This is a genomic window from Vibrio sp. 2304 (genome assembly GCF_033339475.1).
Lineage (GTDB): Bacteria > Pseudomonadota > Gammaproteobacteria > Enterobacterales > Vibrionaceae > Vibrio > Vibrio alginolyticus.
Genome location: NZ_JAWOUQ010000016.1, coordinates 1 through 26,755, shown reverse-complemented (window position 1 = coordinate 26,755; position 26,755 = coordinate 1). Strand labels below are relative to the sequence as shown.

Annotated in this window: 22 protein-coding genes; 13 read left to right on the top strand and 9 right to left on the bottom strand. The window is 46.5% G+C overall.

The window, feature by feature from the left end:
- Nucleotides 1-68: 68 nt before the first annotated feature.
- Entirely contained in the window at nucleotides 69-815 is a 747-nt protein-coding gene (locus R7P64_RS21490; RefSeq protein WP_005378831.1) for an amino acid ABC transporter substrate-binding protein, read from the bottom strand.
- A 412-nt stretch (nucleotides 816-1,227) separates the two neighbouring features.
- Between R7P64_RS21490 and dnaA the strand changes: the two genes are divergently transcribed.
- The 6 genes from dnaA (at nucleotide 1,228) to R7P64_RS21460 (ending at nucleotide 9,049) form a co-directional block, all read left to right on the top strand.
- Nucleotides 1,228-2,634 (top strand): chromosomal replication initiator protein DnaA, encoded by a 1,407-nt coding sequence (dnaA, locus tag R7P64_RS21485; RefSeq protein ID WP_318123956.1) that lies wholly within the window; start codon nucleotides 1,228-1,230, stop codon nucleotides 2,632-2,634.
- A gap of 63 nt (nucleotides 2,635-2,697) precedes the next feature.
- The gene (dnaN, locus tag R7P64_RS21480) at nucleotides 2,698-3,798 is read left to right on the top strand and encodes a DNA polymerase III subunit beta (protein WP_005394106.1); all 1,101 of its coding nucleotides are present in this window, start codon (nucleotides 2,698-2,700) and stop codon (nucleotides 3,796-3,798) included.
- 9 nt (nucleotides 3,799-3,807) lie between these two features.
- On the top strand, nucleotides 3,808-4,887 hold the full coding sequence (gene recF, locus R7P64_RS21475; protein WP_005378839.1) for a DNA replication/repair protein RecF: 1,080 nt from the start codon (nucleotides 3,808-3,810) through the stop codon (nucleotides 4,885-4,887).
- 13 nt (nucleotides 4,888-4,900) lie between these two features.
- Nucleotides 4,901-7,318 (top strand): DNA topoisomerase (ATP-hydrolyzing) subunit B, encoded by a 2,418-nt coding sequence (gyrB, locus tag R7P64_RS21470; protein ID WP_005378841.1) that lies wholly within the window; start codon nucleotides 4,901-4,903, stop codon nucleotides 7,316-7,318.
- 343 nt (nucleotides 7,319-7,661) lie between these two features.
- On the top strand, nucleotides 7,662-8,078 hold the full coding sequence (locus tag R7P64_RS21465) for a GreA/GreB family elongation factor (RefSeq protein ID WP_025768940.1): 417 nt from the start codon (nucleotides 7,662-7,664) through the stop codon (nucleotides 8,076-8,078).
- A 533-nt stretch (nucleotides 8,079-8,611) separates the two neighbouring features.
- Nucleotides 8,612-9,049 carry an Hsp20 family protein gene (locus tag R7P64_RS21460; protein ID WP_005378857.1) on the top strand — a complete coding sequence of 146 codons (438 nt, stop codon included), beginning with the start codon at nucleotides 8,612-8,614 and terminating at the stop codon, nucleotides 9,047-9,049.
- 127 nt (nucleotides 9,050-9,176) lie between these two features.
- Here R7P64_RS21460 and R7P64_RS21455 read toward each other — a convergent pair whose 3' ends face one another.
- The 4 genes from R7P64_RS21455 to glyQ form a co-directional block, all read right to left on the bottom strand.
- Nucleotides 9,177-10,430, bottom strand: a complete 1,254-nt coding sequence (locus R7P64_RS21455) for a valine--pyruvate transaminase (RefSeq protein WP_154204935.1) — start codon at nucleotides 10,428-10,430, stop codon at nucleotides 9,177-9,179.
- A gap of 229 nt (nucleotides 10,431-10,659) precedes the next feature.
- Nucleotides 10,660-12,744, bottom strand: a complete 2,085-nt coding sequence (locus R7P64_RS21450; protein ID WP_318123954.1) for an alpha-amylase — start codon at nucleotides 12,742-12,744, stop codon at nucleotides 10,660-10,662.
- 217 nt (nucleotides 12,745-12,961) lie between these two features.
- Nucleotides 12,962-15,028 (bottom strand): glycine--tRNA ligase subunit beta, encoded by a 2,067-nt coding sequence (glyS, locus tag R7P64_RS21445; RefSeq protein WP_005378875.1) that lies wholly within the window; start codon nucleotides 15,026-15,028, stop codon nucleotides 12,962-12,964.
- Nucleotide 15,029: 1 nt separating this feature from the next.
- On the bottom strand, nucleotides 15,030-15,959 hold the full coding sequence (glyQ, locus tag R7P64_RS21440; protein WP_064376850.1) for a glycine--tRNA ligase subunit alpha: 930 nt from the start codon (nucleotides 15,957-15,959) through the stop codon (nucleotides 15,030-15,032).
- Nucleotides 15,960-16,443: 484 nt separating this feature from the next.
- On the opposite strand from glyQ, the gene R7P64_RS21435 reads away from it, so the two are divergent.
- Both R7P64_RS21435 and R7P64_RS21430 read left to right on the top strand, forming a co-directional pair.
- Nucleotides 16,444-16,998 carry a TMEM165/GDT1 family protein gene (locus R7P64_RS21435; RefSeq protein ID WP_005378877.1) on the top strand — a complete coding sequence of 185 codons (555 nt, stop codon included), beginning with the start codon at nucleotides 16,444-16,446 and terminating at the stop codon, nucleotides 16,996-16,998.
- Between the two features lie 160 nt (nucleotides 16,999-17,158).
- A complete protein-coding gene (locus R7P64_RS21430) occupies nucleotides 17,159-17,419 on the top strand; it encodes a hypothetical protein (protein ID WP_005378878.1) in 261 nt (86 codons plus the stop codon).
- A 44-nt stretch (nucleotides 17,420-17,463) separates the two neighbouring features.
- Here the strand turns inward: R7P64_RS21430 and tusA are convergent, their stop codons facing one another.
- The gene (gene tusA, locus R7P64_RS21425; RefSeq protein WP_033906598.1) at nucleotides 17,464-17,712 is read right to left on the bottom strand and encodes a sulfurtransferase TusA; all 249 of its coding nucleotides are present in this window, start codon (nucleotides 17,710-17,712) and stop codon (nucleotides 17,464-17,466) included.
- 133 nt (nucleotides 17,713-17,845) lie between these two features.
- On the opposite strand from tusA, the gene R7P64_RS21420 reads away from it, so the two are divergent.
- Both R7P64_RS21420 and R7P64_RS21415 read left to right on the top strand, forming a co-directional pair.
- A complete protein-coding gene (locus tag R7P64_RS21420) occupies nucleotides 17,846-18,028 on the top strand; it encodes a hypothetical protein (RefSeq protein WP_005378880.1) in 183 nt (60 codons plus the stop codon).
- A gap of 168 nt (nucleotides 18,029-18,196) precedes the next feature.
- On the top strand, nucleotides 18,197-19,141 hold the full coding sequence (locus R7P64_RS21415) for a LysR family transcriptional regulator (RefSeq protein WP_017821924.1): 945 nt from the start codon (nucleotides 18,197-18,199) through the stop codon (nucleotides 19,139-19,141).
- Nucleotides 19,142-19,193: 52 nt separating this feature from the next.
- Here the strand turns inward: R7P64_RS21415 and R7P64_RS21410 are convergent, their stop codons facing one another.
- From R7P64_RS21410 to fadB, 3 genes are all read right to left on the bottom strand, one after another.
- Nucleotides 19,194-20,174 carry an MDR family oxidoreductase gene (locus R7P64_RS21410; RefSeq protein ID WP_025768943.1) on the bottom strand — a complete coding sequence of 327 codons (981 nt, stop codon included), beginning with the start codon at nucleotides 20,172-20,174 and terminating at the stop codon, nucleotides 19,194-19,196.
- A 250-nt stretch (nucleotides 20,175-20,424) separates the two neighbouring features.
- The gene (gene fadA, locus R7P64_RS21405) at nucleotides 20,425-21,600 is read right to left on the bottom strand and encodes an acetyl-CoA C-acyltransferase FadA (protein ID WP_006743176.1); all 1,176 of its coding nucleotides are present in this window, start codon (nucleotides 21,598-21,600) and stop codon (nucleotides 20,425-20,427) included.
- Between the two features lie 14 nt (nucleotides 21,601-21,614).
- Nucleotides 21,615-23,786 carry a fatty acid oxidation complex subunit alpha FadB gene (gene fadB, locus R7P64_RS21400; RefSeq protein WP_318123951.1) on the bottom strand — a complete coding sequence of 724 codons (2,172 nt, stop codon included), beginning with the start codon at nucleotides 23,784-23,786 and terminating at the stop codon, nucleotides 21,615-21,617.
- 261 nt (nucleotides 23,787-24,047) lie between these two features.
- Between fadB and R7P64_RS21395 the strand changes: the two genes are divergently transcribed.
- Genes R7P64_RS21395 through hemG form a run of 3 tightly spaced genes read left to right on the top strand, consistent with a single transcriptional unit; the run spans nucleotide 24,048 to nucleotide 26,712 of the window.
- On the top strand, nucleotides 24,048-24,671 hold the full coding sequence (locus tag R7P64_RS21395) for a YigZ family protein (protein WP_005378891.1): 624 nt from the start codon (nucleotides 24,048-24,050) through the stop codon (nucleotides 24,669-24,671).
- Between the two features lie 46 nt (nucleotides 24,672-24,717).
- On the top strand, nucleotides 24,718-26,175 hold the full coding sequence (locus R7P64_RS21390) for a TrkH family potassium uptake protein (protein WP_005378893.1): 1,458 nt from the start codon (nucleotides 24,718-24,720) through the stop codon (nucleotides 26,173-26,175).
- 9 nt (nucleotides 26,176-26,184) lie between these two features.
- Nucleotides 26,185-26,712 (top strand): menaquinone-dependent protoporphyrinogen IX dehydrogenase, encoded by a 528-nt coding sequence (gene hemG / locus R7P64_RS21385; protein ID WP_005378894.1) that lies wholly within the window; start codon nucleotides 26,185-26,187, stop codon nucleotides 26,710-26,712.
- The last annotated feature ends 43 nt before the right edge of the window (nucleotides 26,713-26,755 follow it).

Sequence of the window (26,755 nt, the reverse complement as noted above, 5' to 3'; positions counted from 1 at the left end):
CCACCTTTACGTAAGTTTATTTTAGTCCGAGAGTGATACCACTTTGCGGCCTAAAGTACAAAGAGTTCTTATTTCGTGATGTCAGCGCCAAACCACTTCACGGAAATTTTCTCTACTGTACCATCTGCGCGCATCTCAGCCAGTGCTTTGTTTACTTCTTCTTGCAGCTTACGACCTTTCTCGTTGTCCACGAAAGGCCATGCGTTTTGAATGGTCTCAAACGGTTCGCCTGCCAATTCCAAAGGAAGACCAGTTTTCTTAATCAGCTCTAAAGCAGAAAGACGATCCATTACAAATGCATCTGCACGACCGAGCGCCACGTCATGTTCGATACCTGTGTCGTACGTTTTAATGTTGATCTTGCCGTCTTTATCGTATTGACGTAGCAGTTGCTCAAAGTTAGAGCCTAGGTTCACCGCAACGGTTTTACCCGCAAGATCGTCAACACCTTTGATGCTGTCGTTGCCTTTACGCACGGTAATTTGTGCGCCATCTACAACGTAAGGGTCAGCAAATAGGTATTTAGCTTTACGCTCATCAGTCATGGTTATTTGGTTGGAGATCGTATCGATACGACCGGTTTCTAAAAGACCAAATAAACCAGAGAAGTTGGCTGTTACGTATTCGATTTTGTAATCGTTACGTTTACCGATTTCATCCCACATGTCGACTTCAAAGCCTTGTAGCTTGTCTTGCTTTACAAAAGTAAACGGGAAGTAGCGACCTGACATACCAACTTTGACTTCAGTAGCGGCTTGTACGGTTGCTGCCGACAGTGCAATGGCTGCAACGGCAACCTTAATCCAGTTTTTCATAATACATCTCCATAATTTTATGGTTGGAAATACTACTGTTAGTTAGCTCAATTAAATAAATAACCAAGAGCAATAACCTAGACCTGTGAGTTATTAGATAATAGAAGAAGAATGTTAAATGTGACGAAAATGCGAACTGAACCTAGCGAAATGATCGACAAAATCAGCATTGGGAATAAAATAATACACAGACTTATCACCAATCGCTCGATCTTGTGAATTTTGCCCAATTGTGGATCGTTGTGTGGGCAAATTTGGGGCAAGGTGTGTTGATCTCATCAAGTTTGCAGAAATAATTGTGAATAACTTGGATCTTATTCACTGGATCGTCGATCAATCGCTGGCGATCTTGGTTATCAACAGGTAAAATTGCCAGTCTTTTCCGATAATTCAATTACTCAGTGGGGGCACCGTGTCATCTTCGCTTTGGCTGCAATGTTTGCAGCAGCTTCAAGAAGAGCTACCAGCTACAGAATTCAGCATGTGGGTTCGTCCGCTACAAGCGGAGCTCAATGACAATACTCTCACTCTATTCGCGCCAAACCGCTTTGTGTTGGACTGGGTGCGTGATAAGTATCTGAACAATATTACTCGCTTACTGCAGGAATACTGCGGTGGCGATATTCCTAACTTACGTTTTGAAGTGGGGAGCCGACATGTCTCTGCACCAAAACCAGCGCCGACACGTACGCCTGCAGATGTGGCTGCGGAGTCATCTGCACCTGCGCAATTACAGGCGCGTAAGCCAGTACACAAAACCTGGGATGACGACGCTCAAGCGATTGCGGCTATCAATCACCGCTCAAACATGAACCCAAAACACAAGTTCGACAACTTTGTTGAAGGTAAGTCGAACCAACTGGGTTTGGCTGCGGCGCGTCAGGTATCGGATAATCCTGGTGCAGCATACAACCCGCTGTTCCTATACGGCGGCACGGGCTTGGGTAAAACGCACTTGTTGCATGCGGTGGGCAACGCGATTGTGGATAACAACCCGAACGCAAAAGTGGTCTACATGCACTCAGAACGTTTTGTGCAAGACATGGTAAAAGCGTTGCAAAACAATGCGATTGAAGAATTCAAACGCTACTACCGCAGCGTGGATGCGCTCCTTATCGATGACATCCAATTCTTTGCTAATAAAGAACGTTCACAAGAAGAATTCTTCCATACCTTCAACGCACTATTGGAAGGTAATCAGCAGATCATTCTAACGTCTGACCGTTATCCTAAAGAAATTAATGGCGTTGAAGATCGTCTTAAATCTCGCTTTGGTTGGGGTCTTACTGTTGCGATCGAGCCACCTGAGCTTGAAACGCGTGTGGCGATCTTGATGAAAAAAGCTGAAGATCACCAAATCCACCTTGCTGATGAAGTGGCATTCTTCATTGCCAAGCGTCTGCGTTCGAACGTTCGTGAGCTAGAAGGTGCATTGAACCGTGTTATCGCGAACGCGAACTTTACTGGTCGTCCAATCACGATTGATTTTGTGCGTGAAGCGCTGCGCGATCTGCTTGCTCTACAAGAGAAGCTGGTGACGATCGATAACATTCAAAAGACCGTGGCGGAATACTACAAGATTAAAGTGGCGGACTTGCTGTCTAAGCGTCGTTCTCGTTCTGTAGCGCGTCCTCGTCAGCTGGCTATGGCGTTAGCAAAAGAGCTAACCAACCACAGTTTGCCTGAAATTGGCGATGCGTTCGGGGGCCGCGATCATACGACCGTACTTCATGCTTGTCGCAAGATTGAGCAGCTGCGTGAAGAGAGCCACGACATTAAAGAAGATTACTCTAACTTGATTCGCACCCTGTCTTCGTAATCGGTTAGAATAACGGTATTCTAAGCAAATCATTTATTGAGCTGACAGCGTAAAGAGCCAAGCATGAAATTTACCATTGAACGTAGTCATTTAATCAAACCGCTACAGCAGGTTTCGGGCGCTTTAGGTGGCCGACCAACTCTGCCAATCCTGGGTAACCTACTTCTTAAAGTAGAAGAGAACGTATTGTCGATGACGGCAACCGATCTTGAAGTAGAGTTAGTAAGCAAAGTGACGCTAGAAGGTGATTTTGAAGCGGGCAGCATTACCGTTCCTTCGCGTAAGTTTCTCGATATCTGCCGTGGTTTACCGGACGATGCGATCATCACATTTGTATTAGAAGGTGATCGCGTACAAGTTCGCTCTGGTCGCAGCCGTTTCTCGTTGGCAACGCTTCCTGCGAACGATTTCCCTAATATTGAAGACTGGCAAAGCGAAGTGGAAGTATCACTGAGCCAAGCTGATTTACGTACGCTGATCGACAAAACTCAGTTCTCGATGGCGAATCAAGACGTTCGTTACTACCTCAACGGCATGTTGTTTGAAATTGACGGCACCACGCTACGCAGCGTGGCGACAGACGGCCACCGTATGGCGGTATCGCAAACTCAGCTAGGTGCGGACTTTGCGCAGAAGCAAATCATCGTGCCACGCAAAGGTGTGCAAGAATTAGTAAAGTTGATGGATGCGCCAGAGCAGCCCGTAGTACTTCAGATCGGTAGCTCCAATGTTCGTGCTGAGGTGAATAACTTTACTTTTACCTCTAAGTTGGTTGATGGTCGTTTCCCTGACTACCGCCGTGTATTGCCTCAGAGCACCAATAAGACACTAATAGCAAGTTGTGACGAGTTGCGCCAAGCCTTCTCTCGTGCTGCGATTCTTTCCAACGAAAAATTCCGTGGCGTGCGAGTGAATCTGGCTGATACTGAAATGCGCATAACCGCGAATAACCCAGAACAAGAAGAAGCGGAAGAGATGCTTGATGTAACCTTTGAAGGTGACGCCATCGAAATCGGCTTTAACGTAAGCTATGTGCTTGATGTTCTGAACACGTTGCGTTGTGAAAATGTACGTGTGTCGATGTCGGATGCTAACGCTAGCGCGTTGATTGAAAATGCCGACGATGACAGTGCCATGTACGTGGTGATGCCAATTCGTCTATAAGCCAACTGAATGCCTCTTTCTCGTCTCATCATTCAGCAGTTTCGAAACATTAAAGCCTGTGATATTGAGTTATCAGCAGGCTTTAACTTTCTTATCGGGCCGAACGGCAGCGGTAAAACCAGTGTCTTAGAAGCGGTTTATCTGCTCGGGCATGGCCGCTCATTCAAGAGCTCTCTCACCGGACGAGTGATACAAAATGAGTGTGACGAACTGTTTGTTCATGGTCGTTTTTTGAACTCGGATCAATTTGAGCTACCTATCGGCATTAATAAGCAGCGTGATGGCTCAACAGAGGTTAAAATAGGCGGTCAATCTGGACAAAAATTAGCGCAGTTGGCACAAGTTCTGCCTCTGCAGTTGATACACCCAGAAGGGTTTGATTTACTGACAGATGGCCCTAAACATCGTCGTGCGTTTATTGATTGGGGCGTGTTTCATACCGAGCCCGCTTTTTATCAAGCATGGGGAAGGTTCAAGCGCCTGAACAAGCAGCGCAACGCGTTGTTGAAAACCGCCAATAGTTATCGTGAGCTCAGTTATTGGGATCAGGAAATGGCAGGGTTGGCTGAAAACATCAGCCAATGGCGAGCAAGTTACATCGAGCAGATGAAAACCGTCGCAGAAACTATCTGTCAGACATTTTTGCCAGAATTTGAGATCCAATTGAAGTATTATCGTGGCTGGGATAAAGACACTCCATACCACGAGATACTAGAAAAGAATTTTGAGCGTGATCAGGCATTGGGATACACCTTTAGTGGCCCAAACAAAGCTGATTTGCGCATTAAAGTGAACGGAACGCCCGTTGAAGATGTTCTGTCACGCGGTCAATTAAAACTCATGGTGTGTGCATTGCGTGTAGCGCAAGGGCAACACCTGACAGAGATGGCCGGTAAACAATGCATTTACCTAATTGATGACTTCGCGTCGGAATTAGATAGCCAACGTCGCAAGCGTCTTGCTGACTGCTTAAAAGAGACGGGCGCACAAGTATTTGTAAGCTCTATCACTGAAAGCCAAATCGCCGATATGTTGGACGATAACGGTAAATTGTTTCATGTGGAACATGGCAGGATAGAGTCAAACTAGAAGAGAGAAACTCATGTCTGAAAATTACGATTCATCGAGTATTAAGGTACTGAAGGGTCTGGATGCGGTACGTAAGCGTCCAGGAATGTACATCGGCGATACGGACGACGGCACCGGCCTTCACCACATGGTTTTCGAGGTGGTGGATAACTCAATTGATGAAGCGTTGGCAGGTCACTGTAAAGACATCGTTGTGACAATTCATGAGGATAACTCGGTTTCCGTTAGCGATGATGGTCGTGGCATTCCAACAGAAATCCACTCTGAGGAAAATGTCTCTGCAGCAGAAGTAATCATGACGGTTCTTCACGCGGGTGGTAAGTTCGACGATAACTCATACAAAGTATCGGGTGGTCTTCACGGGGTAGGTGTTTCAGTAGTAAACGCACTATCAGAGAAAGTTGAGCTAACGATTCATCGTGGTGGCCATATCCATACGCAAACCTACCGCCATGGTGAGCCTCAAGCGCCACTAGCCGTTGTGGGTGATACGGATAAAACCGGTACACAAATTCGTTTCTGGCCAAGTGCCGAGACGTTCTCTAACACAGAGTTCCACTATGACATTCTGGCGAAACGCCTGCGTGAACTGTCATTCCTGAACTCTGGTGTGTCGATCAAATTGGTTGATGAACGTGAAGCGGACAAACATGATCACTTCATGTATGAAGGTGGTATTCAAGCGTTCGTTGATCACCTAAACACCAACAAAACGCCAATCATCGAAAAAATCTTCCACTTTAACTCTGAGCGTGAAGACGGCATTTCAGTTGAAGTGGCGATGCAATGGAACGATGGTTTCCAAGAGAACATCTTCTGCTTTACCAACAATATCCCACAGCGTGATGGTGGTACTCACCTTGCTGGTTTCCGTGCTGCGCTAACACGTACATTGAACAGCTTTATGGATAAAGAAGGTTTCTCGAAGAAAGCGAAAACAGCGACTTCAGGCGACGATGCGCGTGAAGGTCTAACTGCGGTTGTTTCGGTGAAAGTGCCTGATCCTAAGTTCTCAAGCCAAACAAAAGACAAACTGGTTTCTTCTGAAGTGAAATCAGCTGTTGAGTCTGCAATGGGTGAAAAACTGTCTGAGTTTCTGATTGAGAACCCGACAGAAGCGAAGATGGTTTGTTCGAAAATCATCGATGCAGCACGTGCTCGTGAAGCAGCGCGTAAAGCTCGTGAAATGACGCGCCGTAAAGGTGCACTAGACCTAGCTGGCCTTCCAGGTAAACTTGCAGACTGTCAGGAAAAAGATCCGGCACTCTCTGAACTATACATAGTGGAGGGTGATTCGGCAGGCGGCTCCGCAAAACAAGGCCGTAACCGTAAGAACCAAGCAATCCTACCGCTAAAAGGTAAGATTCTTAACGTAGAAAAAGCGCGTTTCGACAAGATGCTGTCTTCGCAAGAAGTAGCAACGCTGATCACTGCACTTGGTTGTGGTATCGGTCGTGACGAGTACAACCCGGACAAGCTTCGTTACCACAACATCATCATCATGACCGATGCCGATGTCGATGGTTCGCACATCCGTACGCTACTGTTGACCTTCTTCTACCGTCAAATGCCAGAGCTTATCGAGCGTGGCTATGTGTACATCGCTCAGCCACCACTATACAAAGTGAAAAAAGGCAAACAAGAGCAGTACATCAAAGATGAAGAAGCGATGAACCAATACCAAGTATCATTGGCTCTGGACAACGCATCGCTACACGTAAACGCAGAAGCACCAGCATTGGCTGGTGAAGCACTAGAGAAGCTTGTTCAACAGTACAATGCGGGTATTAAACTGGCGGAACGTATGAGCCGTCGTTACCCAAGTGCTTTGGTAAACGAGTTGATTTACACTCCTCGCCTAACGCCAGAGCAATGCCATGACGCATCAGTTGTGGAAGCGTGGACGAAGCAGCTTATTGAACAGCTGAATGCGAAAGAAGTGGGTGCAAGCCAGTACAGCTACGAAGTTGAGCAGCACGAAGAGCTAGGCTTAAACTTGCCTAAGATTGTGGTTCGTACTCACGGCGTGACGCACGAACATGCAATTAGCATCGACTTCCTAAACTCGAAAGAGTACGGCAAGTTGGCTGATCTATCAGAAGCACTTGATGGACTTCTGGAAGAAGGCGCGTACATCAAACGTGGTGAGCGTACTATGCCAGTGGCAAACTTTGCAGAAGCGCTTGACTGGTTAGTGAAAGAGTCAATGCGTGGCTTAAGCCGTCAGCGCTACAAAGGTCTAGGTGAGATGAACCCAGACCAACTTTGGGAAACCACCATGGACCCAGAAACTCGTCGTATGATGCAGGTAACGATTGAAGATGCGGTAGGCGCAGATCAACTGTTCACTACGCTAATGGGTGACCAAGTAGAACCTCGTCGTAACTTCATCGAAGAGAACGCACTGAAAGTAGCGAACCTAGACGTATAACGACACTGTTCGTGATAGTAAAAAGCAGCGAGAAATCGCTGCTTTTTTTGTTGTATCACCAGCTAAAATCGCCACTTTCTGCTAAAGCGGATGTTTTTCTGGTACTAACTGCCAACAACCCGATCAAGCCTGCCATTTTATATCTGTTTTCTTTTTTTCTCGCCATTTTGTTCGCTTGAGCGCTTTTGCTTTCTTTTTTCTGCTCGCTATAGTGCTGAAGAGCTGATGATTAAGGAGACTAAGAAAATGGTGATGACTTTCCTGAACTAAGCCGGAAGTGATGCACTTCCGGTTCAATGCACTGAATTTATTTGTAAGACAAGGCATTAAGAAGGAAATAATCATGTTTGAACGCTGGTTCTCAGCGTACTGCTTGGCGCTGCGAACTTGGTGGTTAACCAGTCGCTTTTTAACCTATCAATCACCACTAAGGTTGTTATCGCTATTTGAAACCTGCGAGCAACAAGCCCATTGCCGTAACCGAGCTCGTATTGCGGTTGGGGACACGGTTCGCTTAGTGGATGTTGAACGCGCCTATCAATATCGCATGACATTGGTCAGCTCGCGCAAGGGGCAACCCATGACAGGTATGCTCGCGGTCGATTCTTATTTGGGGTCTCGACTATTAGGTCGAGCTAAAAATGATGCGCTTGAAGTGGAAATTTTTAATCAGCGACGCTGCTTTGTGATTACTGAAATTGTTCATCAATCGCAGCCTCCAGCGCAGAAAATGCTGTGTGGTTGTCTGTTGTGCCAATAAATAGAGGTGAAGTCATGAGTAAGAAAGAAAAGAAACAACCGCAGTTGAGTCTAAAAGAAAAGCGTAAATTAAAGCAGGAAAAGGCGGCAGAAAAGGGCGTTGTAAAAGCGCGTAAATCCTCCCGCAAGTAAAGTGTAGATTGAGCCCTCCAGAACGGCGGGCTTTTTATCACTGATCGCGAAGTGATGAGGAACTAAGCTGTTCAAGGGGATAGTGGATGCTTTAAAAATTTTTTATTTTTTCCCTTGAAAGTCATTTTTGACGACCTTATATCTAGTTGTGAAGAGGGTGACTGGCTTGCTAGAGACTAGAAGACCAGCCCTCTGAAATCGCTAAAACGAGATCGCTCAGAAGAGGATATGGCGTTTTAGCACACAACTTAAACCTTTAGATTCAATATCATGTCTCCGAGCCAAACCAAGGCCAGTGGAATGATAAGAATCTCTTAGTTCGGCGTTGGTTTTTGCATAAACACGCCAGTAGGATGAAACTCATCTGAACTAAGACTATTGCTTAATTAAGAGGATAGATTTATGCGTAATGTAGATTTCTCGCCACTATACCGTAATGCAATTGGCTTTGATCGTCTGCTAAACCTGATGGAAGCGAATACAGCGAAAAATACTTCTGGCGGTTACCCTCCATACAACATTGAGCAAAAAGACGAGCACAACTACCGTATTACTATGGCCGTTGCTGGCTTTGCTGAAGAACAGCTCGATCTGACTCAAAACGAAAACATGTTGATTGTGAAGGGCGAACGTAAAGCAGAAGAAGGCAAAAACTACGTTTACCAAGGTATTGCAGAACGTGATTTTGAACGTAAATTCCAGCTAGCGGATTACGTAAAAGTCGTGGGTGCATCAATGGAAAACGGTCTGCTTCATATCGATTTAGTTCGTGAAATCCCTGAAGCCATGCAACCACGTAAGATTGCTATCGGTGGCAACAACCTGATTGAGAACAACTAATCAGTTAACCACCCGGTTATAGAATGAGAAAGAGCGCCATATGGGCGCTCTTTTTAGTTTGGGGGTTTTCAAATCCGCTATTTTAAAGCCGTAATTTCAAAGAGAAGAACGGCTGAGTTCAATCCGTCTATTTACCTTCGCGGTAAGCCTTTTCCACTTCTTCAGCGATAATCGCAATGCCTTTTTGCATCATCTCATCATCTTGAACGTAGTTCATACGCAGGCATTGGTGCGCGTGATCCCACTCGTCTTGCTGACCAATAAAGAAATATTCACCAGGGACAATCAATACGCCACGCGCTTTCAAGCGTTGGTACAGTTCCATTGTTGTGATTGGCAGTTCATCAAACCATAACCACAAGAAGATAGCGCCTTCCGGCTTGTGGATGCGGAATCGCTCATCGGTAATTGCTTGTTGGAGCAGTTCAACCGCACGTTGTGATTTTTGCTTGTAGAACGGCTTAATCACCTCTGAACTCAGTTTAAGAAGATCGCCTTTGCCAATTATATGGTTTGCCAGCGCTGGACCAACACTGCCCGGCGCTAGGCTGATGATGCCGTTCATATTGGTTAACGCTTGAGTGATTTCTTCACTCGCAATCACAATGCCACAACGCACGCCCGGCAAGCCAAGTTTAGATAGGCTCATGCATAGGATGGTGTTTTCATTCCAGAACGGTTCGACATCTTCAAAGATGATGTTCGGGAAAGGTAGACCGTAGGCGTTATCGATGATCAGCGGGATGTTGTTCTCACGTGCTAGCTTGTCCAGCTTACGTACTTCTTCGTCTGTCAGTACATTACCCGTTGGGTTGGTTGGACGAGATGCACAGATTGCCGCAACAGAGTCGTCGACGGTTAGCTGCTCAAAATCGACGTGGTATTTAAACAGACCGTTATCTAACAGCTCGATTTCTGGGTGGTAAGAGATAAAGATATCTTTATCAATGCCAGCATCACCATAACCGATGTATTCAGGTGCGATAGGCAGTAGCACTTTCTTGTGCGAACCGTCTGGCTGTTTACCTGCCAACAAGTTGAACAAGTAGAAAAAGCCACTCTGGCTACCGTTAGTTAGGCTGATGTTCTTTTCGGAAATATCCCAGCCGTAAGTTTCACGGAATAACTGAGCTAGCGCTTTGACGAACGCGTCTTTACCCTGCGGGCCATCGTAGTTGGCGAGGGCGGCGACGAGCTCCCCACTGGCGAGCATTTCCTCACTGGCTTGGTGAAAGTAATCGAGCATGGCAGGAATGGCGGCAGGATTACCTCCACCGAGCATGATGGCACCTGGTGTGCGCAGACCATCATTCAAATCGTCCATTAACTGCGTAATACCTGAATACTGATTAAATTTTTCACCAAACTTTGAGAACTGCATGCTGACTTATACCTAATTCATTGTGATTGCTTTGTGTATGTTTATGCCGATGTTTTATCGGCTTATCGAGTAATCCTTGACCTTACCTCAATGTGTAATTAACGCAAAGTGTGAATTAAGCCGAAAAAGAAAAAAGTGCGTCATCAGACCAGAGGAACGAGACAAAAGGGCAAAAAGAACAATAAAAAAGGGAAGCTTATGCTTCCCTTGCTGGTGGAGAGAGTGTGATTTACTCACCGGTGTAAACAATCAGCACCTTGTCGTCTTGGTATTGGCGTTCGAATGCGTAGTAACCTTCTTGGTTGCGAGTGATGTGCTTACCTTGAGCAACTGCTGGGTGGCGTTTACGGAATTCGCCCAACTTTTGCCAATGTTGCAGTAGATCCTCACGCTCGCCATGAATCTTATCCCATGGCATATCTGAGCGTGTGCCTTGGTGGGCGTCTGAACCAGTAATGCCAAAATCACGAGCTATCTCATCACCGTAATAGATCTGTACTGCACCGGGAGCCAGCATCAGTGCATTTGCTGCACGTGCTTGGTCATCAAAGCTGCGGCTGCGCGCTGACCAAAACAGCTGTGTATCGTGTGAAGACAGGTAGCTCAACACGTTGAACTCAGGATCGGTATTGATGCGTTCTGCATAACGGCGGTAATCATTATCAAGTTGAGCGAAACACTTTAGCGCTTTTGGAGCCACGTCAGATTGGAACTCGAAGTTGATGATCGAATCGAAGCCGTTATCGAAATACGGGCTCTTCACCACGCTGTGTGCCCACACTTCGCCGGTCATCCAAAATGGCAGATCGTCTAGTGCTTTGTCGGGGTGGTTTTGTTTCCATTCGGCGAGGGCTTGAGTGGTACTTGCTTTGAGCTCTGCCCACGCTTCCATCTCAACGTGTTTGGCGGTATCGACGCGGAAGCCATCAATGCCGTAATCACGTACCCAGTCGGATAACCACGTAATCAGATGCTCACGCGGGGTTTGCAGTTCATCTTGCGCATTGGTGTTTTTATTGCGGAAGAAGTTTGGTAGTCCGGTTTTCTGCGTCGATTCGGTTTTGAGATCCGGTAGGTAGTTCAAAGACATGGTGATGTCGTTGTAGCCCGGCGCATCGTAATCGCCAATGTCGGTGCGAATCCAATCTTTGCCCCACCATTTTTCCCACGCTTCACTATCACCGTATTTGATGTAGTCGTTAAAGCTGTGCCAGCTTTGTCCTGATTTTGGTTGCCAGTCGGTCCATTTTTCACCAAGTACTTGTTTGGCTTCTTGGTCATCAAGGTAAAGCTGACCAAAGCCGAATTCCTGCATGTCTGCTAATGTCGCATAACCTGTGTGGTTCATGACTACATCCCAAATCACGCGGATACCTTTCTTGTGGGCGGTATCGACGAAGGTTCTGAGTTCATCTTCGGTACCCATGTTGGCATCAAGCTTGGTCCAATCTTGGTGATAGTAGCCGTGGTAGCCGTAGTGCTTAAAGTCGCCTTTATCGCCGCCGCCAACCCAGCCGTGGATTTGTTCCAGTGGTGAGGTTATCCAGATAGCATTCACACCAAGTGATTCGATGTAATCGAGTTTTTTCGTCAGACCCGCTAAGTCACCACCGTGGAAGGTACCAATCTCATATTTTCCGTCTTTACTGCGACCGTAGCTGTTGTCGTTGTCAGGGTTGCCATTGTAGAAGCGGTCAGTCATGACGAAGTACACTGTTGCGTTATCCCAGCTGAACGGTTTGTCGGCTTGCTGTTCAACTTCTTCTAGCAGCAATAGACCTTGGCTCATAGGACCCGGCTGCATGGTGACGCTGCCATTGGCGACTGTGGCTTCTTGTCCGGTTAAGGCATCACGAACGACAGTGCCATCATTAAAGGTTTGAGTAACGTTGATGGCTTTTGGCGCGTCAGTTGCGACAGGGCAAGAGTAGGTGATGTCCTGACTCTGTTTTGGTTTGATTTTTACCGTCAGCTCATTGGTGGTTGGATTGAGCGTAAATTGATAGGTATTGGCTTTGAAGATGCGCAGCGGCATTTGTGCATCAGTGGCGCAATTATCCATTTTTAATGGACGATTGAATTTGATGCGATCTTCTTCTGCTAGGGCAAAGCTACTGCCACAGCTTTGCTTGCTGTCAGCAATGGTAAAGGTATAACTGCCTTTTTCGAGTTTTTGCTCAGCGACAAGTAAGCCTTGTGAGTTTTCCTCAAAAACAGCGGTGTCATCACCAACGTTTAATACGATGGCATTTTCTGGTATCTGGCTGCAGGCGCTCAGTAGACCGATAGAGAGTGCGAGAATTGTTTTTTTCATTGTGTCCTTCCCCCGAATAAACAGTCCAGTTATAGCAAAACTGTGCCTCTACAATCCGAGCTCTACACCAACAAGTTAAACGCGTCTCACCCTACAAATTTTAGTCTTGTTCACAAAATGAATAATAAGCGTCACCTTCATCGGTTTGAAGGCAACAAAAAAGGGAAGCATCTGCTTCCCTTTTACTTATTTCTTAATCACTTCGAAGAGTAATGAATTACTTTTGAAGCAAAGAAATGTCTGCGATCTGTAGGAACAGGTTACGCAGGTTGTTCAGTAGTGTCAGACGGTTCTTCTTAAGTGCTTCGTCGTCTGCCATTACCATTACGTTATCAAAGAATGCATCAACTGGTTCACGTAGGTCAGCTAGCTTGCTTAGGGCTTCTTGGTAGTTACCAGTAGCAAATGCTGGCTCTAGCGCTTCTGTCATTACTTCAACGCTTTCTGCTAGTGCTTTCTCTGCGTCTTCTTGTAGAAGTGCTAGGTCGATGTCTGCTGCTAGTTCGCCGTCGAATTTCGCTAGGATGTTACCTACACGTTTGTTCGCTGCTGCTAGAGACTCTGCCGCTTCTAGCTCACGGAAGTGAGAAACCGCTTTAACTCGTTGGTCAAAGTCTGCTGGTTTTGTAGGACGACGCGCTAGAACCGCTTGAATGATGTCTACGCTGAAGCCTTCGTCTTGGTACCAAGCACGGAAACGACCAAGCATGAACTCGATAACGTCTTGTTCAACGTTGTCGTTGGTTAGGCGGTCGCCAAATAGTGACTTCGCTTTCGCTACTAGGTCAACAAGATCTAGGTTGTAGCCGTATTCAACGATGATACGTAGTACACCTAGAGATGCGCGGCGTAGTGCGAATGGGTCGCTGCCTTTAGGCGCTTGACCAATACCGAAGATACCTACGATAGTGTCTAGCTTGTCTGCCATTGCAACTGCAGTTGAAACACCGTTTGATGGCAGTTCATCACCTGCGAAACGAGGCATGTATTGCTCGTTCAGTGCTACTGCAACTTCTTCTGCTTCACCGTCGTGGCGAGCGTAGTGCATACCCATCACACCTTGAGTATCCGTGAATTCGAATACCATTGAGGTCATTAGGTCACATTTTGCTAGTAGACCAGCACGCTTTGATTTCTCAACGTCAGCACCGATTTGCTCAGCAATGTAGCCAGCAAGCTCTGTGATGCGGTCTGTTTTGTCTTTGATCGTACCCAGTTGCTTTTGGAAGATCGCTTGCTCTAGTTCAGGCAGACGGTCGATAAGCGGACGCTTACGGTCTGTGTTGAAGAAGAACTCTGCGTCAGCAAGACGAGGGCGAACTACTTTCTCGTTACCTTCGATTACGTAACGAGGCTCTTTTGATTCGATGTTCGATACGAAGATGAAGTTAGGTAGTAGCTTCTTGTTTTCGTCATAAACAGGGAAGTATTTTTGGTCACCTTTCATGGTGTAAACCAACGCTTCAGAAGGCACTTTTAGGAACTCTTCTTCGAACTTCGCTGTTAGTACTACTGGCCATTCAACCAGAGACGTTACTTCTTCTACTAGGTCATCTTCTAGGTCAGCGATACCGCCAACCGCTGCTGCTGCTTTTTGTGCGTCAGCTAGGATGATTGCTTTACGCGCTTCGTAATCTGCCATTACTTTACCGCGCTCTTCTAGGATCGCAGGGTATTGTTCAGCAGAATCGATAGTGAACTCTTGCTCACCCATGAAGCGGTGACCACGGATAGTGCGATCAGAAGCGACACCAAGGATCTCGCCTTCGATTAGGTCGCTGCCCATTAGCATGGTTAGCGTCTTAACTGGACGGATAAATTGAGTCGTTTTGTTACCCCAGCGCATTGGTTTTGCGATAGGTAGGTTTGCTAGTGCTTTCGCTGCAAGTTCAACTACGATCTCAGACGTTGGCTGACCTTTCACTTCTTGTTTGAACAGTAGCCATTCACCTTTGTCTGTAACCATGCGCTCTGCTTGGTCAACCGTGATGCCACAACCGCGTGCCCAGCCTTGAGCCGCTTTTGTTGGGTTGCCTTCCGCGTCAAACGCTGCAGAAACCGCAGGACCACGTTTTTCAACAACTTTGTCAGACTGGCTGTCTGCTAGTGCTGCGACTTTAAGTGCAAGACGACGAGGTGCCGCGAACCATTTAACGCCTTCGTGAGCAAGCTCAGCGCCTTTTAGTTCTGCTTCGAAGTTTGCTGCGAATGCTTCAGCTAGAGTGCGAAGTTGCGTTGGTGGTAGCTCTTCTGTACCTAGCTCGATTAGAAATTCTTTTGCCATGTTACTCTACCCCTTGCGCTTGTTCTTTCTTACACATTGGGAAGCCTAGAGCTTCACGCGATGCGTAGTATGCTTCTGCAACTGCTTTAGTCAGGTTGCGGATGCGTAGGATGTAACGTTGGCGTTCAGTTACTGAGATCGCTTTACGTGCGTCTAGTAGGTTGAATGCGTGACCAGCTTTTAGAATGCGCTCGTAAGCAGGTAGTGGCAGTGGCTTTTCAAGCTCAAGCAGTTCTTTACACTCTTTCTCACACTGTTCGAAGAAACCAAATAGGAATTCCACGTCTGCGTGCTCGAAGTTGTAAGTCGATTGCTCTACTTCATTTTGGTGGAAGATGTCACCGTAAGTCACTTTGCTGCCGTCTGGTGCGATGTTCCAAACTAGGTCGTAAACAGAGTCTACTTCTTGGATGTACATTGCTAGACGTTCGATACCGTAAGTGATCTCACCAGTAACTGGCTTACACTCAAGACCGCCAACTTGCTGGAAGTAAGTAAACTGAGTCACTTCCATGCCGTTTAGCCAAACTTCCCAGCCTAGACCCCATGCGCCTAGTGTTGGGTTTTCCCAGTTGTCTTCTACGAAACGGATGTCGTGTACAAGAGGGTCAATACCAAGAACTTCAAGGGAGCCAAGGTACAACTCTTGAATATTGTCAGGCGATGGTTTTAGCGCTACTTGGAATTGGTAGTAGTGCTGAAGACGGTTAGGGTTTTCACCGTAACGGCCATCAGTAGGACGACGTGAAGGTTGTACGTAAGCTGTCGACATTGGCTCTGGGCCAAGCGCTCGTAGACAGGTCATTGGGTGAGAGGTACCCGCACCCACTTCCATATCTAGCGGTTGAACAATGGTACAACCATTTTGAGCCCAATAATCCTGCAGCGCGAGGATCATTCCCTGGAAGGTTTTGATATCGTATTTTTGCATAAGTCAGGTTCGCGCGATTCTCTTGTTACTCGTTAATTCGTCATCTATGCCGAGTTTTTCAACTCTAACAACGGCGATAAAGAGTAATTACGGTTGAATAAATTAACAATCTAGTATAACCAGATATTGAGCATGGGAGTAGAGCTAATCTTGATTAATTCGTGGGCGATTTTCTCCTTTAATGAATTTTTACCGCGTTATCTGCTGTATTTTTCCTAAAAGGGAGTTTTCGCCTGCTTTGGCTCTTGAGAAGCGCAACAAAGGTGGCTAGAATTGCGCCTGTCTTTGGGGAGTAGCTTACCTGATGAAGTTTCTGTTTCATCTGGTTCGTCCGTCAACATAATTGGTGCAAAATCACCATGGCGTTCGAGACTTGAAGCCTTTCAAGTTTAGCAAGACCTTAGACAAATCATCACGAACCGGGGTAGGGGCGTGAGGTTTGTCTTCGGTTAAAAATAATAATCCCTGCCCCAATGAGCATGTCGTGAGCGTTTTAGCTATTTCAATTACTACTGTAGCGTTAGCAGAAATTGGCGATAAGACCCAATTGCTATCTCTATTACTCGCAAGTCGTTACCGAAAACCAATCCCAATTATTGCAGCAATCTTTTTGGCAACTATTGCCAACCACGCTTTGGCTGCATGGTTAGGTGTGGTTGTCGCAGACTATCTATCACCTGAGATTTTAAAGTGGGTGCTGGTGGTCAGTTTTGTCGCGATGGCGGCTTGGGTTCTGATCCCGGACAAACTGGATGATGACGAGCAGATTTCTAATCGAGGCCCATTTATTGCCAGCTTTATCGCGTTCTTCGTTGCGGAGATAGGCGATAAAACTCAGATCGCCACTTCCATCTTAGGGGCGCAATACGCGGATGCGTTAAGTTTGGTGATTATCGGTACCACAATCGGTATGCTGCTGGCGAATGTACCTGTGGTCCTGATTGGTAAATTGTCGGCCGACAAGATGCCTTTAGGGCTGATCCGTAAAATCACCGCATTTTTGTTTATTGCTCTGGCAATAGGGGCTGCACTGTTCTGATTTTTTGCACGTGAAATGATGTGAGTTATCAATCATTAGTAGCGTGCTGCGCGAGTTCAAACTCTGACTCTAAATCGTTCCGTTGCGTGACGGATGACATATAAGTGTCATACTTGTCATGGTAGTTTAATGGTGTGAATGATAGCGAGAGGGCAAGTTTATGCTTACACGTTACATGGGGATGTCCCCGAAGAGTCAGAGTTATTTATTCACTTTTGGTTTAGCGCTGTGTTTACTAGCGATGGTGCTAACTGATATGTGGTTACCGATTGTAGCAGGATCGTTCGTTCTTACTGGATTGACAGTAGAAGCGTGGATTCGTGTCGCTCACATCATTCCTATGCATGAAGAGATGCGGGCAATGAAGAAACAACTTAACAAGCTCCAATCAGAAGTTCGCACACTCGAATACGACGAATAAACAAACGGCAGCCAATATAGGCTGCCGTTTTTAGTTCGACCAGATTATTCCAATCCTTTCTTGATCAGGTACTGATACGGAACTTGCTCCGTTTGTGCCGCAACTAACTGGTGGTCCATAAAGCGGCAGAAACTCGGAATGTCTCGAGTCGTGGATGGATCGTCTGCTTTGACCAGCAAAATCTCACCATCTTGCATGTTGCGAATTGTCTTCCTGACCATCATCACTGGCTCTGGGCAGCGCAGTCCTTGCGCCTCTAATGTCTTGTTTGCCAGTTCAGGATTAAAGCTCATAGTGTGATTCTCGTAACTAACTGAGCGTTGAATTTTACTTTCGTTGAAAAAATATTCAATAACCACTTGGCAAACCGAATTTTTTGTTTTACCTTAAATTAACAATTTGGTAACAACTGGCAAGGGAGAGGCAATGTTAACAGCGTTAGACAGACTTACGATTTACTCAGTGCTGTGTTTTATCTCGTTCTGTGCATTGGTACTTAGGACGCCAGCTGACACCTCTTTGACGCCTCTCGTAGGCATGGTTGCCACTATTATTGGGATTTGGATCGAGATGCGCAGATGGTCTGGCGCATCTGAGCAAGAAAATTAGCGCTTCTTGCTTGGATCAGAATGCTTTTAATAACGCTCACCTATTTTTTACCGACACTTCATTCCGACACTATCCCCATTTTTCTTGGGCTTCCCCGCTGAAAGGCGGGATTTTTTTTGCCTAAAGAGTACAATTTACCCAAACACATACAAAATAAGTGGCTAATTCGTGGAACTGGAAGATATCTATCGCCGAGATTTAAATTTACTGGTTGCGTTGCGAGTACTGATAGAAGAAAACAGTGTCAGTAAGGCGGCAACACGTCTGAACTTGAGTCAATCGGCAATGAGTCGTGTGCTTGGTCGTCTACGCGACTTATTGGGAGACCCGCTGTTTACTCGTCAGGGACAGCATTTGATCCCAACTCAGAAAGCGTTAGAGATCGATCGCTCATTGGGCGAGCCATTAGAGTCTTTACGTCAGTTGTTATCTCCGGTTGAGTTTGACCCATTGCAATGCGTACAGACTTTCAACATCGTGACCACCGATTATGCCATGCAAACGATCTTACCGTTCGCTTTGCCGAGAATTTACCAAGAAGCACCAAACGTGTCTTTCAACTTCTTACCACTGCAACACGACCGTTTATCAGATCAGCTCACTTATGAAGGTGCAGACTTAGCGATTTGTCGCCCGACAGGCCCGGTGGAGCCTCTACGCAGTGAAGTGTTGGGGCGAGTGGGGGTGCTGTGTATGCTTTCAAAACAGCATCCATTAGCGAATAAAGAAATGAGCTTGGATGATTATCTGAGTCATCCACATGCCATGATCGCCATCAGTGATGGTGTTAAGGCACTGATCGAACAAGCTTTGATGGAGAAACCTAAGCGTAAAATGGTTCTGCGGGCGTACCATTTAGAAGCCGCATTGGCGATCATGGATACCTTGCCAATTATCATCACAGTGCCAGCGGACTTGGCGTATCTGGTTGCCGAGCGTTATGACTTGGTGGTGAAACCGTTACCATTCCAATTCACGCCGTTTGAATACTCGATGATTTGGCATGCGCGTTGCGAGCATTCTCCCGCTCAAGAATGGTTAAGAACGATTGTGCGTGAAGAGTGTAGCCGTCTGATAGCTAAACGTATCGAAGATATGGGACTGAACTGCTAACAAAAAAGAGCCAGCAATGCCGGCTCTTCGTCTGTTTACACTGAGTCAGTGTTTATAGCTTGATAACCACACGACCCGTTACTTGACCGTTGGTGATGTCTTCTGCATATTTCGGTGCTTCAGCAAGAGCAACTTCAGTACACGCTTGCTCGAAGTAGCTGTCTGGTAGTAGCTCGACCAGCTTTTCCCATGCAGCGATACGTTTCTCTGTTGGGCACATTACTGAGTCCACACCTTGTAGGCGAACATTACGTAGGATGAACGGCATCACTGTGGTTGGTAGATCAAAACCACCTGCAAGACCACAAGCTGCAACTGCACTGTTGTAATCCATTTGCGCCAATACTTTTGCTAGTACTTTGCTGCCTACAGTATCAACCGCACCTGCCCATACTTGTTTTTCAAGCGGACGTGCTGGTTCTTCAAATTCAGTACGGTCGATGATGCGGCTAGCACCTAGTTTTTCAAGTAGCGGGCCGTTTTTCTCTACACGACCTGTCACTGCAGCAACTTTGTAGCCAAGCTGTGCTAGAAGCGTTACTGCGACTGAGCCTACACCGCCACTTGCGCCAGTTACTAGGATTTCGCCATTTTCAGGTTTGATGCCTGCATCAAGCAGTGCTTGAACACACAGCATACCAGTGAAGCCAGCAGTACCAACCATCATTGCTTTCTTGCTGTCTAGACCTTTTGGTAGTGGTACTAGCCAATCCGCTTTTAGACGAGCACGCTGAGACATACCACCCCAGTGGTTTTCACCCACGCCCCAGCCAGTAAGGACAACTTTGTCACCAACTTGGTAGCGGTCGTCTTCTGAGCTTACTACCGTACCTGCTAGGTCAATACCTGGCACCATCGGGAAGTTACGGATGATTTTACCTTTACCTGTGATCGCAAGACCGTCTTTGTAGTTTAACGATGAGTAATCAACGTCAATCAGAACGTCGCCTTCAGGCAGTTGTGTTTCATCGATTTGCTCGATGTTAGCGATAGTACGTTTGTCTTCTTGATTTAGAACTAGAGCATTAAACATAAGGTTCTCCGATTGTGCGGTAGCATGACTCTGGGTCACATGCAGCAAGATATCAACTGGTCTAAGTGTATGTCTTCTTTGTCTATGAATAAAATGAAACTTGAGCATTTAATGCATGCTCTTCATGCATGTTTGATGTAAAACAAAGGGCGACATCAATTGTCGCCCTTAAGTGTAATACTAAAAATTTTATTATTAGTTCATTTGCTTATGATTGTTGGCTCGATCACTACAACAACGTCTTGAACTGTTATGGTCGTTCAAATACTGTCGCAATGCCCTGACCCAAACCGATACACATGGTGGCCAGACCGTATTTCGCGTCTTTCGCTTCCATTAGGTTGATCAACGTTGTTGAGATACGTGAACCAGAACAGCCTAGTGGATGACCCAATGCTATCGCACCACCGTTAAGGTTGACCTTCTCATCCATAACATCAAGTAGGCCTAAGTCTTTAGCACACGGCAGAGACTGCGCGGCAAATGCTTCGTTTAGCTCAACCACATCCATGTCTTCAATTGAAAGACCGGCACGCTTGAGCGCTTTTTTCGTCGCAGGTACAGGACCGTAACCCATAATAGAAGGATCGCAGCCCGCAATGGCCATGCCTTTAATACGTGCACGAATCTTCAAACCAAGCTCATTGGCTTTCTCTTCACTCATGATCAACATCGCTGATGCACCATCGGACAGCGCCGATGAAGTACCGGCTGTTACTGTACCGTTTGCTGGGTCGAACACTGGGCGAAGTTGAGATAGACCTTCAACGGATGTTTCAGGGCGAATCACTTCGTCGTAATCCAGAGTGAACAGTGTGCCGTCTGCTGCGTGGCCTTCAATTGGTAGAATTTCGTTTTTAAAACGACCCTCTACGGTTGCTGCGTGCGCACGAGCGTGAGAGCGAGCGGCAAACTCGTCTTGTTGCTCACGGCTAATACCATGTAATTTACCAAGCATTTCAGCCGTTAAGCCCATCATGCCCGCAGCTTTTGCTACGTTCTTTGACATACCTGGGTGAAAGTCTACACCGTGGTTCATTGGCACATGCCCCATGTGCTCAACACCACCAATTAGGCAGATTTCAGCATCGCCAGTCATGATGGCACGTGTACCATCGTGAAGCGCTTGCATTGATGAACCACACAAGCGGTTCACCGTCACGGCGCCAATTTCAATCGGCAGACCAGCAAGCAGCGCCGCATTACGTGCAACGTTAAAGCCTTGCTCTAGTGTTTGCTGTACACAGCCCCAGTAGATGTCTTCAATCTCGCTTGGGTTCACTTGTGGGTTACGCGCAAGAATGCCTTTCATTAGGCGCGCAGATAGATCTTCTGCTCGTGTATGACGGAAAGCACCACCTTTAGAGCGACCCATTGGAGTACGTAGACAATCGACTACGACAACATTTCTTGTTTGATTAGTCATTTTAGAATCCCTCCTTAGATAGAACCTTGCTGTTGTGCACCGTAAAAGCTTTCACCTTTCGCCGCCATATCAATCAGCATTTGCGGTACTTGGTACATCGCACCTAGCTCGGCGTGTTGTTTTGCCATTTCAACGTATTCAGCAATACCCACGCTGTCTAGATAGCGGAATACGCCACCGCGGAATGGAGGGAAACCAAGACCATAAACCAGTGCCATATCCGCTTCCTGCGGAGTGGCAATGATGCCTTCTTGTAGGCACAGCACCACTTCGTTGATCATTGGAATCATCATACGTTGAATGATGGTCTGATCGTCAAAGTCCTGCTTATCGGCACAAACGTCAGCAAGTACCGGTAAGATCGCTTCGGAGAAGGTTTTCTTCGGCTTACCTTTTTTATCTATGGTGTAGCTGTAGAAGCCATTACCATTTTTCTGACCATATTTGTCTGCTTCGAACAGTGCATCAATCGCATCACGACCTTGTTTACCCATACGCTCAGGGAAACCGTCAGCCATCACAGCTTGTGCGTGGTGCGCGGTATCAATGCCGACTACGTCAAGCAAGTACGCCGGTCCCATCGGCCAGCCAAACTTACGCTCCATGACTTTGTCGATTTTCGTAAAGTCAGCACCGTCACGAAGTAGCATGCTGAAGCCGCCAAAGTATGGGAACAATACGCGGTTTACAAAGAACCCTGGGCAGTCATTAACGACAATTGGTGATTTGCCCATTTTCGCAGCATACGCCACAACACGATTGATGGTTTCATCAGAGGTGTGCTCACCACGGATGATCTCAACAAGAGGCATACGATGCACTGGGTTGAAGAAGTGCATACCACAGAAGTTTTCTGGGCGTTTTAGTGATTTTGCCAATAGGTTGATAGGAATCGTCGAGGTGTTTGAGGTGATAACGGTGTCGTCACCGACATGGGACTCAACTTCACTCAAAACTGCTGCTTTTACTTTCGGGTTTTCAACGACAGCTTCAACAATCACATCAGAGTTTTCAATACCTGCGTAATGTAAGCTCGGTGTGATTGACGCTAAAATACCCGCCATCTTAAAGCCATCAATGCGACCGCGAGATAAGCGTTTATTCAGCAGCTTAGATGCTTCAGTCATGCCTAGGTCGAGCGACGCTTGCGCGATGTCTTTCATTAAGACTGGCACACCTTTTAGCGCTGATTGGTAAGCAATGCCGCCACCCATGATACCTGCACCTAATACGGCTGCACGTTGCGTGTCTTTACTTGCTGACTTCGCTGCTTTTTTCGCAATGCCTTTGATGTATTGATCATTAAGGAATAGGCCAACGAGTGATTTTGCTTCTTCCGATTTAGCCAATTTCACGAAGTGCTTACGTTCAATGTCTAACGCTTCATTACGTGCAAAGCGAGCACCTTCTTCAATCGTGATAACGGCTGTCATTGGGGCAGGGTAGTGAGGACCTGCTTTTTGTGCCACCAGACCCTTCGCCATGGTGAAGCTCATCATTGATTCAAGCTTACTCAGCGTTAGAGGCGATGTTTTCTGTGCTCGGCGTGCTTGCCAGTCAAGTTTCTCATTAATTGCAGAGTTAAGAGTTTGTAGTGCTGATTCGTATAAAGCATCAGTCTCTACAACAGCATCGAGTAAGCCAATTTTCAATGCTTCATCAGCTCGGCATGCTTTACCTTGGGTGATGATTTCCATTGCGCTGTCTGCGCCAATAACGCGAGGTAAGCGTACACAACCACCAAAGCCCGGCATGATTCCCAGTTTCGTTTCTGGTAAGCCGATGCTGGTGGTTTTGTCACCAATACGCATGTCTGTTGCTAGCACACATTCACAACCGCCACCAAGAGCGTGGCCTTTGATCACTGAGATGGTCGGAACGGGTAAGTCTTCTAATTTGTTAAAGATGCTATTAGCAAATTGCAGCCATTGGTCGAGCTCGGCATCCGTTTTAGCAAACAGACCTAAAAACTCGGTAATGTCTGCGCCTACAATGAATGCGTCTTTATCTGAAGTGAGCAACAACCCCTTGAAGCCTTGATGGGCAATGAGCGCATCAAGAGCTTTATCTAGCGATTCTAATGTCGCTAGGTCGAGTTTGTTGACGGATTTTGGAGAGCAGAAGCTTAGCTCTGCAATACCATCTTGTATTTCCTTTACCTGTAGGGTTTCGGCTTGGTAAATCATTGTCTATCTCCATGACATACAATCGTGGATTGTCTGTATACCTATTTCAACGACGCCGTGTACCTCGGCAAATAGGTATCGAGGAAGTCGTTTTATTTTTGTTCTGGTTTGACCAGTAAAGTTAGTTTGGATCGTGGATTGTTTAATTTCAATACATTTTTTAAACAAGTGTTTAACATTGTGCGCTGTGGCAGATCTTATGCGACGGGTAAATCACACTCGTGATAGACTTCAGGCAAATAGACATGAATCCATAATCCTATGAATGACAAGCCTTATCTGATTCCAGCAGAGCCCGCTCAATTTGAAGAAGAAATTAAAAAGAGCGTCTTCATTACTTATTTGGCACACACGCCAAGTATCGAAGCAGCAAAAGCATTTGTTGATCAAATCAAAGCTAAACACGCTGATGCCAGACATAACTGTTGGGGCTTTGTTGCTGGTCGCCCGGAAGATTCAATGAAATGGGGCTTTAGTGATGATGGGGAGCCGTCCGGAACAGCAGGCAAACCAATCCTGGCGCAGCTGTCTGGATCTGGGGTGGGGGAGATCACGGCTGTGGTCACGCGATACTCTGGTGGAATCAAGTTAGGTACAGGCGGCTTGGTTAAAGCGTATGGGGGTGGGGTTCAACAAGCGCTCAAGCTGCTTCAAACTATTGAGAAAAAAATAACCACAAAGCTCAGACTAACGTTAGACTATGGGTTTATGCCTATCGCACAATCAATCATGCCGCAATTTGGCGCGATAGAAGTCGAGGCTGAATACAGCGATCAGGTCGTATTAGTGGTGGAAATTGAGCTTCGAGAAGTGAGCGCGTTTACCCAAGCAATCATCAATAAAAGCGGGGCAAAGGCAATTGTCACTCCGCTAGACGGACAATAATGAAAAACAGGAAGCAACAGGGACAGCTTCGCTAGTCAATTTATCCATGCAATTTCGTTCAATTATTCGAATCGTCGGGCTACTGCTCGCACTCTTTAGTGTCACTATGCTTGCGCCAGCACTCGTTGCGCTGATCTATCGAGATGGTGCTGGTGTGCCTTTTGTCACGACATTTTTTGTTCTGCTGTTTTGTGGGGCCGTTTGTTGGTACCCAAACCGCAGGTATAAGCACGAGCTTAAAGCTCGAGATGGCTTTCTTATTGTCGTCTTATTCTGGACAGTACTTGGCAGTGCAGGCTCGATCCCCTTTCTCATTGCTGACAACCCGAACGTCTCAGTGACAGATGCGTTTTTTGAATCGTTTTCTGCTCTCACGACGACCGGGGCGACCGTTATTGTTGGTTTGGATGAGTTACCTAAAGCGATTCTATTCTATCGACAGTTACTGCAGTGGTTCGGCGGTATGGGAATCATCGTATTAGCGGTGGCGATTTTGCCAGTACTTGGCATCGGTGGTATGCAGCTTTACCGCGCCGAGATCCCAGGTCCAGTCAAGGATACTAAAGTGACGCCGCGCATAGCAGAAACTGCTAAGGCGCTTTGGTACATCTATCTGAGCCTGACTATCGCCTGTGCTTCGGCTTTTTGGTTAGCTGGTATGACGCCATTTGACGCCATCAGTCACAGCTTTTCCACCATTGCTATTGGCGGCTTCTCTACCCACGATGCCAGCATCGGATATTTTGATAGTTACGCGATTAACCTGATTACTGTGGTTTTTCTGCTTATATCTGCATGTAACTACACGCTGCACTTTGCTGCATTTGCATCAGGTGGCGTACATCCCAAGTATTACTGGAAAGATCCTGAGTTTCGTGCCTTCTTGTTTATTCAAGTGCTGCTATTTATCATTTGCTTTCTATTATTACTGAAACATCACTCTTACACATCGACATACGATGCTTTCGATCAGGCTCTGTTCCAAACCGTATCAATATCCACAACAGCGGGCTTTACGACAACAGGTTTTGCGGATTGGCCTCTCTTCTTACCTGTGCTGTTATTGTTCTCTTCCTTTATAGGTGGTTGTGCTGGTTCAACAGGCGGCGGCATGAAAGTGATCCGTATCCTGCTTCTTACCTTACAAGGTGCGCGTGAACTAAAACGTTTAGTCCATCCACGCGCGGTTTACACCATCAAAGTAGGTGGCAGTGCCCTACCGCAACGTGTTGTCGATGCGGTTTGGGGTTTCTTCTCCGCATACGCATTGGTATTTGTGGTTTGTATGTTGGGGTTGATTGCAACAGGAATGGATGAGCTTAGTGCGTTCTCAGCGGTGGCTGCGACTCTGAACAACCTCGGTCCTGGCTTGGGAGAAGTGGCGCTTCACTTTGGTGATGTTAACGACAAAGCAAAATGGGTATTGATAGTTTCTATGCTGTTTGGTCGTTTGGAAATCTTTACCTTACTTATTCTACTTACGCCGACGTTTTGGCGTAGCTAAGGGGAAATCGTGGCAAAAGCATTATTTCTATACTCTTCCCGCGAAGGGCAGACTAAAAAAATTCTCCACTATATAGATGAACAACTTCCAGACTTCGATTGTGAGCTGGTGGATTTACATAATGTCGAGACGATTGACTTCAGCCAATACGACAGAGTATTGATAGGCGCCTCTATTCGCTATGGCCATCTTAATAAAAAGCTATACCAGTTTATTGAGCGAAACCTCAATCAATTGGAGCAAAATAAAGTGGCATTTTTCTGCGTAAACCTAACCGCTCGTAAAGAGGACCAAGGAAAGGATACACCTGAAGGTAGTGCCTACATTCGCAAGTTCCTAATTAAGTCGCCTTGGAAACCAACGCTAATCGGTGTTTTTGCTGGTGCACTTTATTACCCACGTTACAGCTGGTTCGACAGAACTATGATTAGGTTCATTATGTCGATGACGGGTGGCGAAACTGATACGACCAAAGAGGTGGAGTACACCAATTGGGAAAAAGTGGCTCTTTTCGCAGATAAATTCAGAGAACTGTAGAAATAACGTGCTCTTTTGACCGCTTTTGATGCAAATTTATCCG

Bases quoted from the DNA above. Each gene is read 5' to 3' on its own strand.
- R7P64_RS21390 (WP_005378893.1), top strand. From the start codon at position 24,718: ATGCAATTTCGTTCAATTATTCGAATCGTCGGGCTACTGCTCGCACTC.
- glyQ (WP_064376850.1), bottom strand. From the start codon at position 15,959: ATGCAAAAATACGATATCAAAACCTTCCAGGGAATGATCCTCGCGCTG.
- glyS (WP_005378875.1), bottom strand. From the start codon at position 15,028: ATGGCAAAAGAATTTCTAATCGAGCTAGGTACAGAAGAGCTACCACCA.
- R7P64_RS21450 (WP_318123954.1), bottom strand. From the start codon at position 12,744: ATGAAAAAAACAATTCTCGCACTCTCTATCGGTCTACTGAGCGCCTGC.
- R7P64_RS21430 (WP_005378878.1), top strand. From the start codon at position 17,159: ATGCTTACACGTTACATGGGGATGTCCCCGAAGAGTCAGAGTTATTTA.
- tusA (WP_033906598.1), bottom strand. From the start codon at position 17,712: ATGAGCTTTAATCCTGAACTGGCAAACAAGACATTAGAGGCGCAAGGA.
- R7P64_RS21460 (WP_005378857.1), top strand. From the start codon at position 8,612: ATGCGTAATGTAGATTTCTCGCCACTATACCGTAATGCAATTGGCTTT.
- fadA (WP_006743176.1), bottom strand. From the start codon at position 21,600: ATGACTAATCAAACAAGAAATGTTGTCGTAGTCGATTGTCTACGTACT.
- gyrB (WP_005378841.1), top strand. From the start codon at position 4,901: ATGTCTGAAAATTACGATTCATCGAGTATTAAGGTACTGAAGGGTCTG.
- recF (WP_005378839.1), top strand. From the start codon at position 3,808: ATGCCTCTTTCTCGTCTCATCATTCAGCAGTTTCGAAACATTAAAGCC.
- fadB (WP_318123951.1), bottom strand. From the start codon at position 23,786: ATGATTTACCAAGCCGAAACCCTACAGGTAAAGGAAATACAAGATGGT.
- R7P64_RS21465 (WP_025768940.1), top strand. From the start codon at position 7,662: ATGTTTGAACGCTGGTTCTCAGCGTACTGCTTGGCGCTGCGAACTTGG.
- R7P64_RS21395 (WP_005378891.1), top strand. From the start codon at position 24,048: ATGAATGACAAGCCTTATCTGATTCCAGCAGAGCCCGCTCAATTTGAA.
- R7P64_RS21455 (WP_154204935.1), bottom strand. From the start codon at position 10,430: ATGCAGTTCTCAAAGTTTGGTGAAAAATTTAATCAGTATTCAGGTATT.
- R7P64_RS21420 (WP_005378880.1), top strand. From the start codon at position 17,846: ATGTTAACAGCGTTAGACAGACTTACGATTTACTCAGTGCTGTGTTTT.
- R7P64_RS21410 (WP_025768943.1), bottom strand. From the start codon at position 20,174: ATGTTTAATGCTCTAGTTCTAAATCAAGAAGACAAACGTACTATCGCT.
- dnaN (WP_005394106.1), top strand. From the start codon at position 2,698: ATGAAATTTACCATTGAACGTAGTCATTTAATCAAACCGCTACAGCAG.
- R7P64_RS21490 (WP_005378831.1), bottom strand. From the start codon at position 815: ATGAAAAACTGGATTAAGGTTGCCGTTGCAGCCATTGCACTGTCGGCA.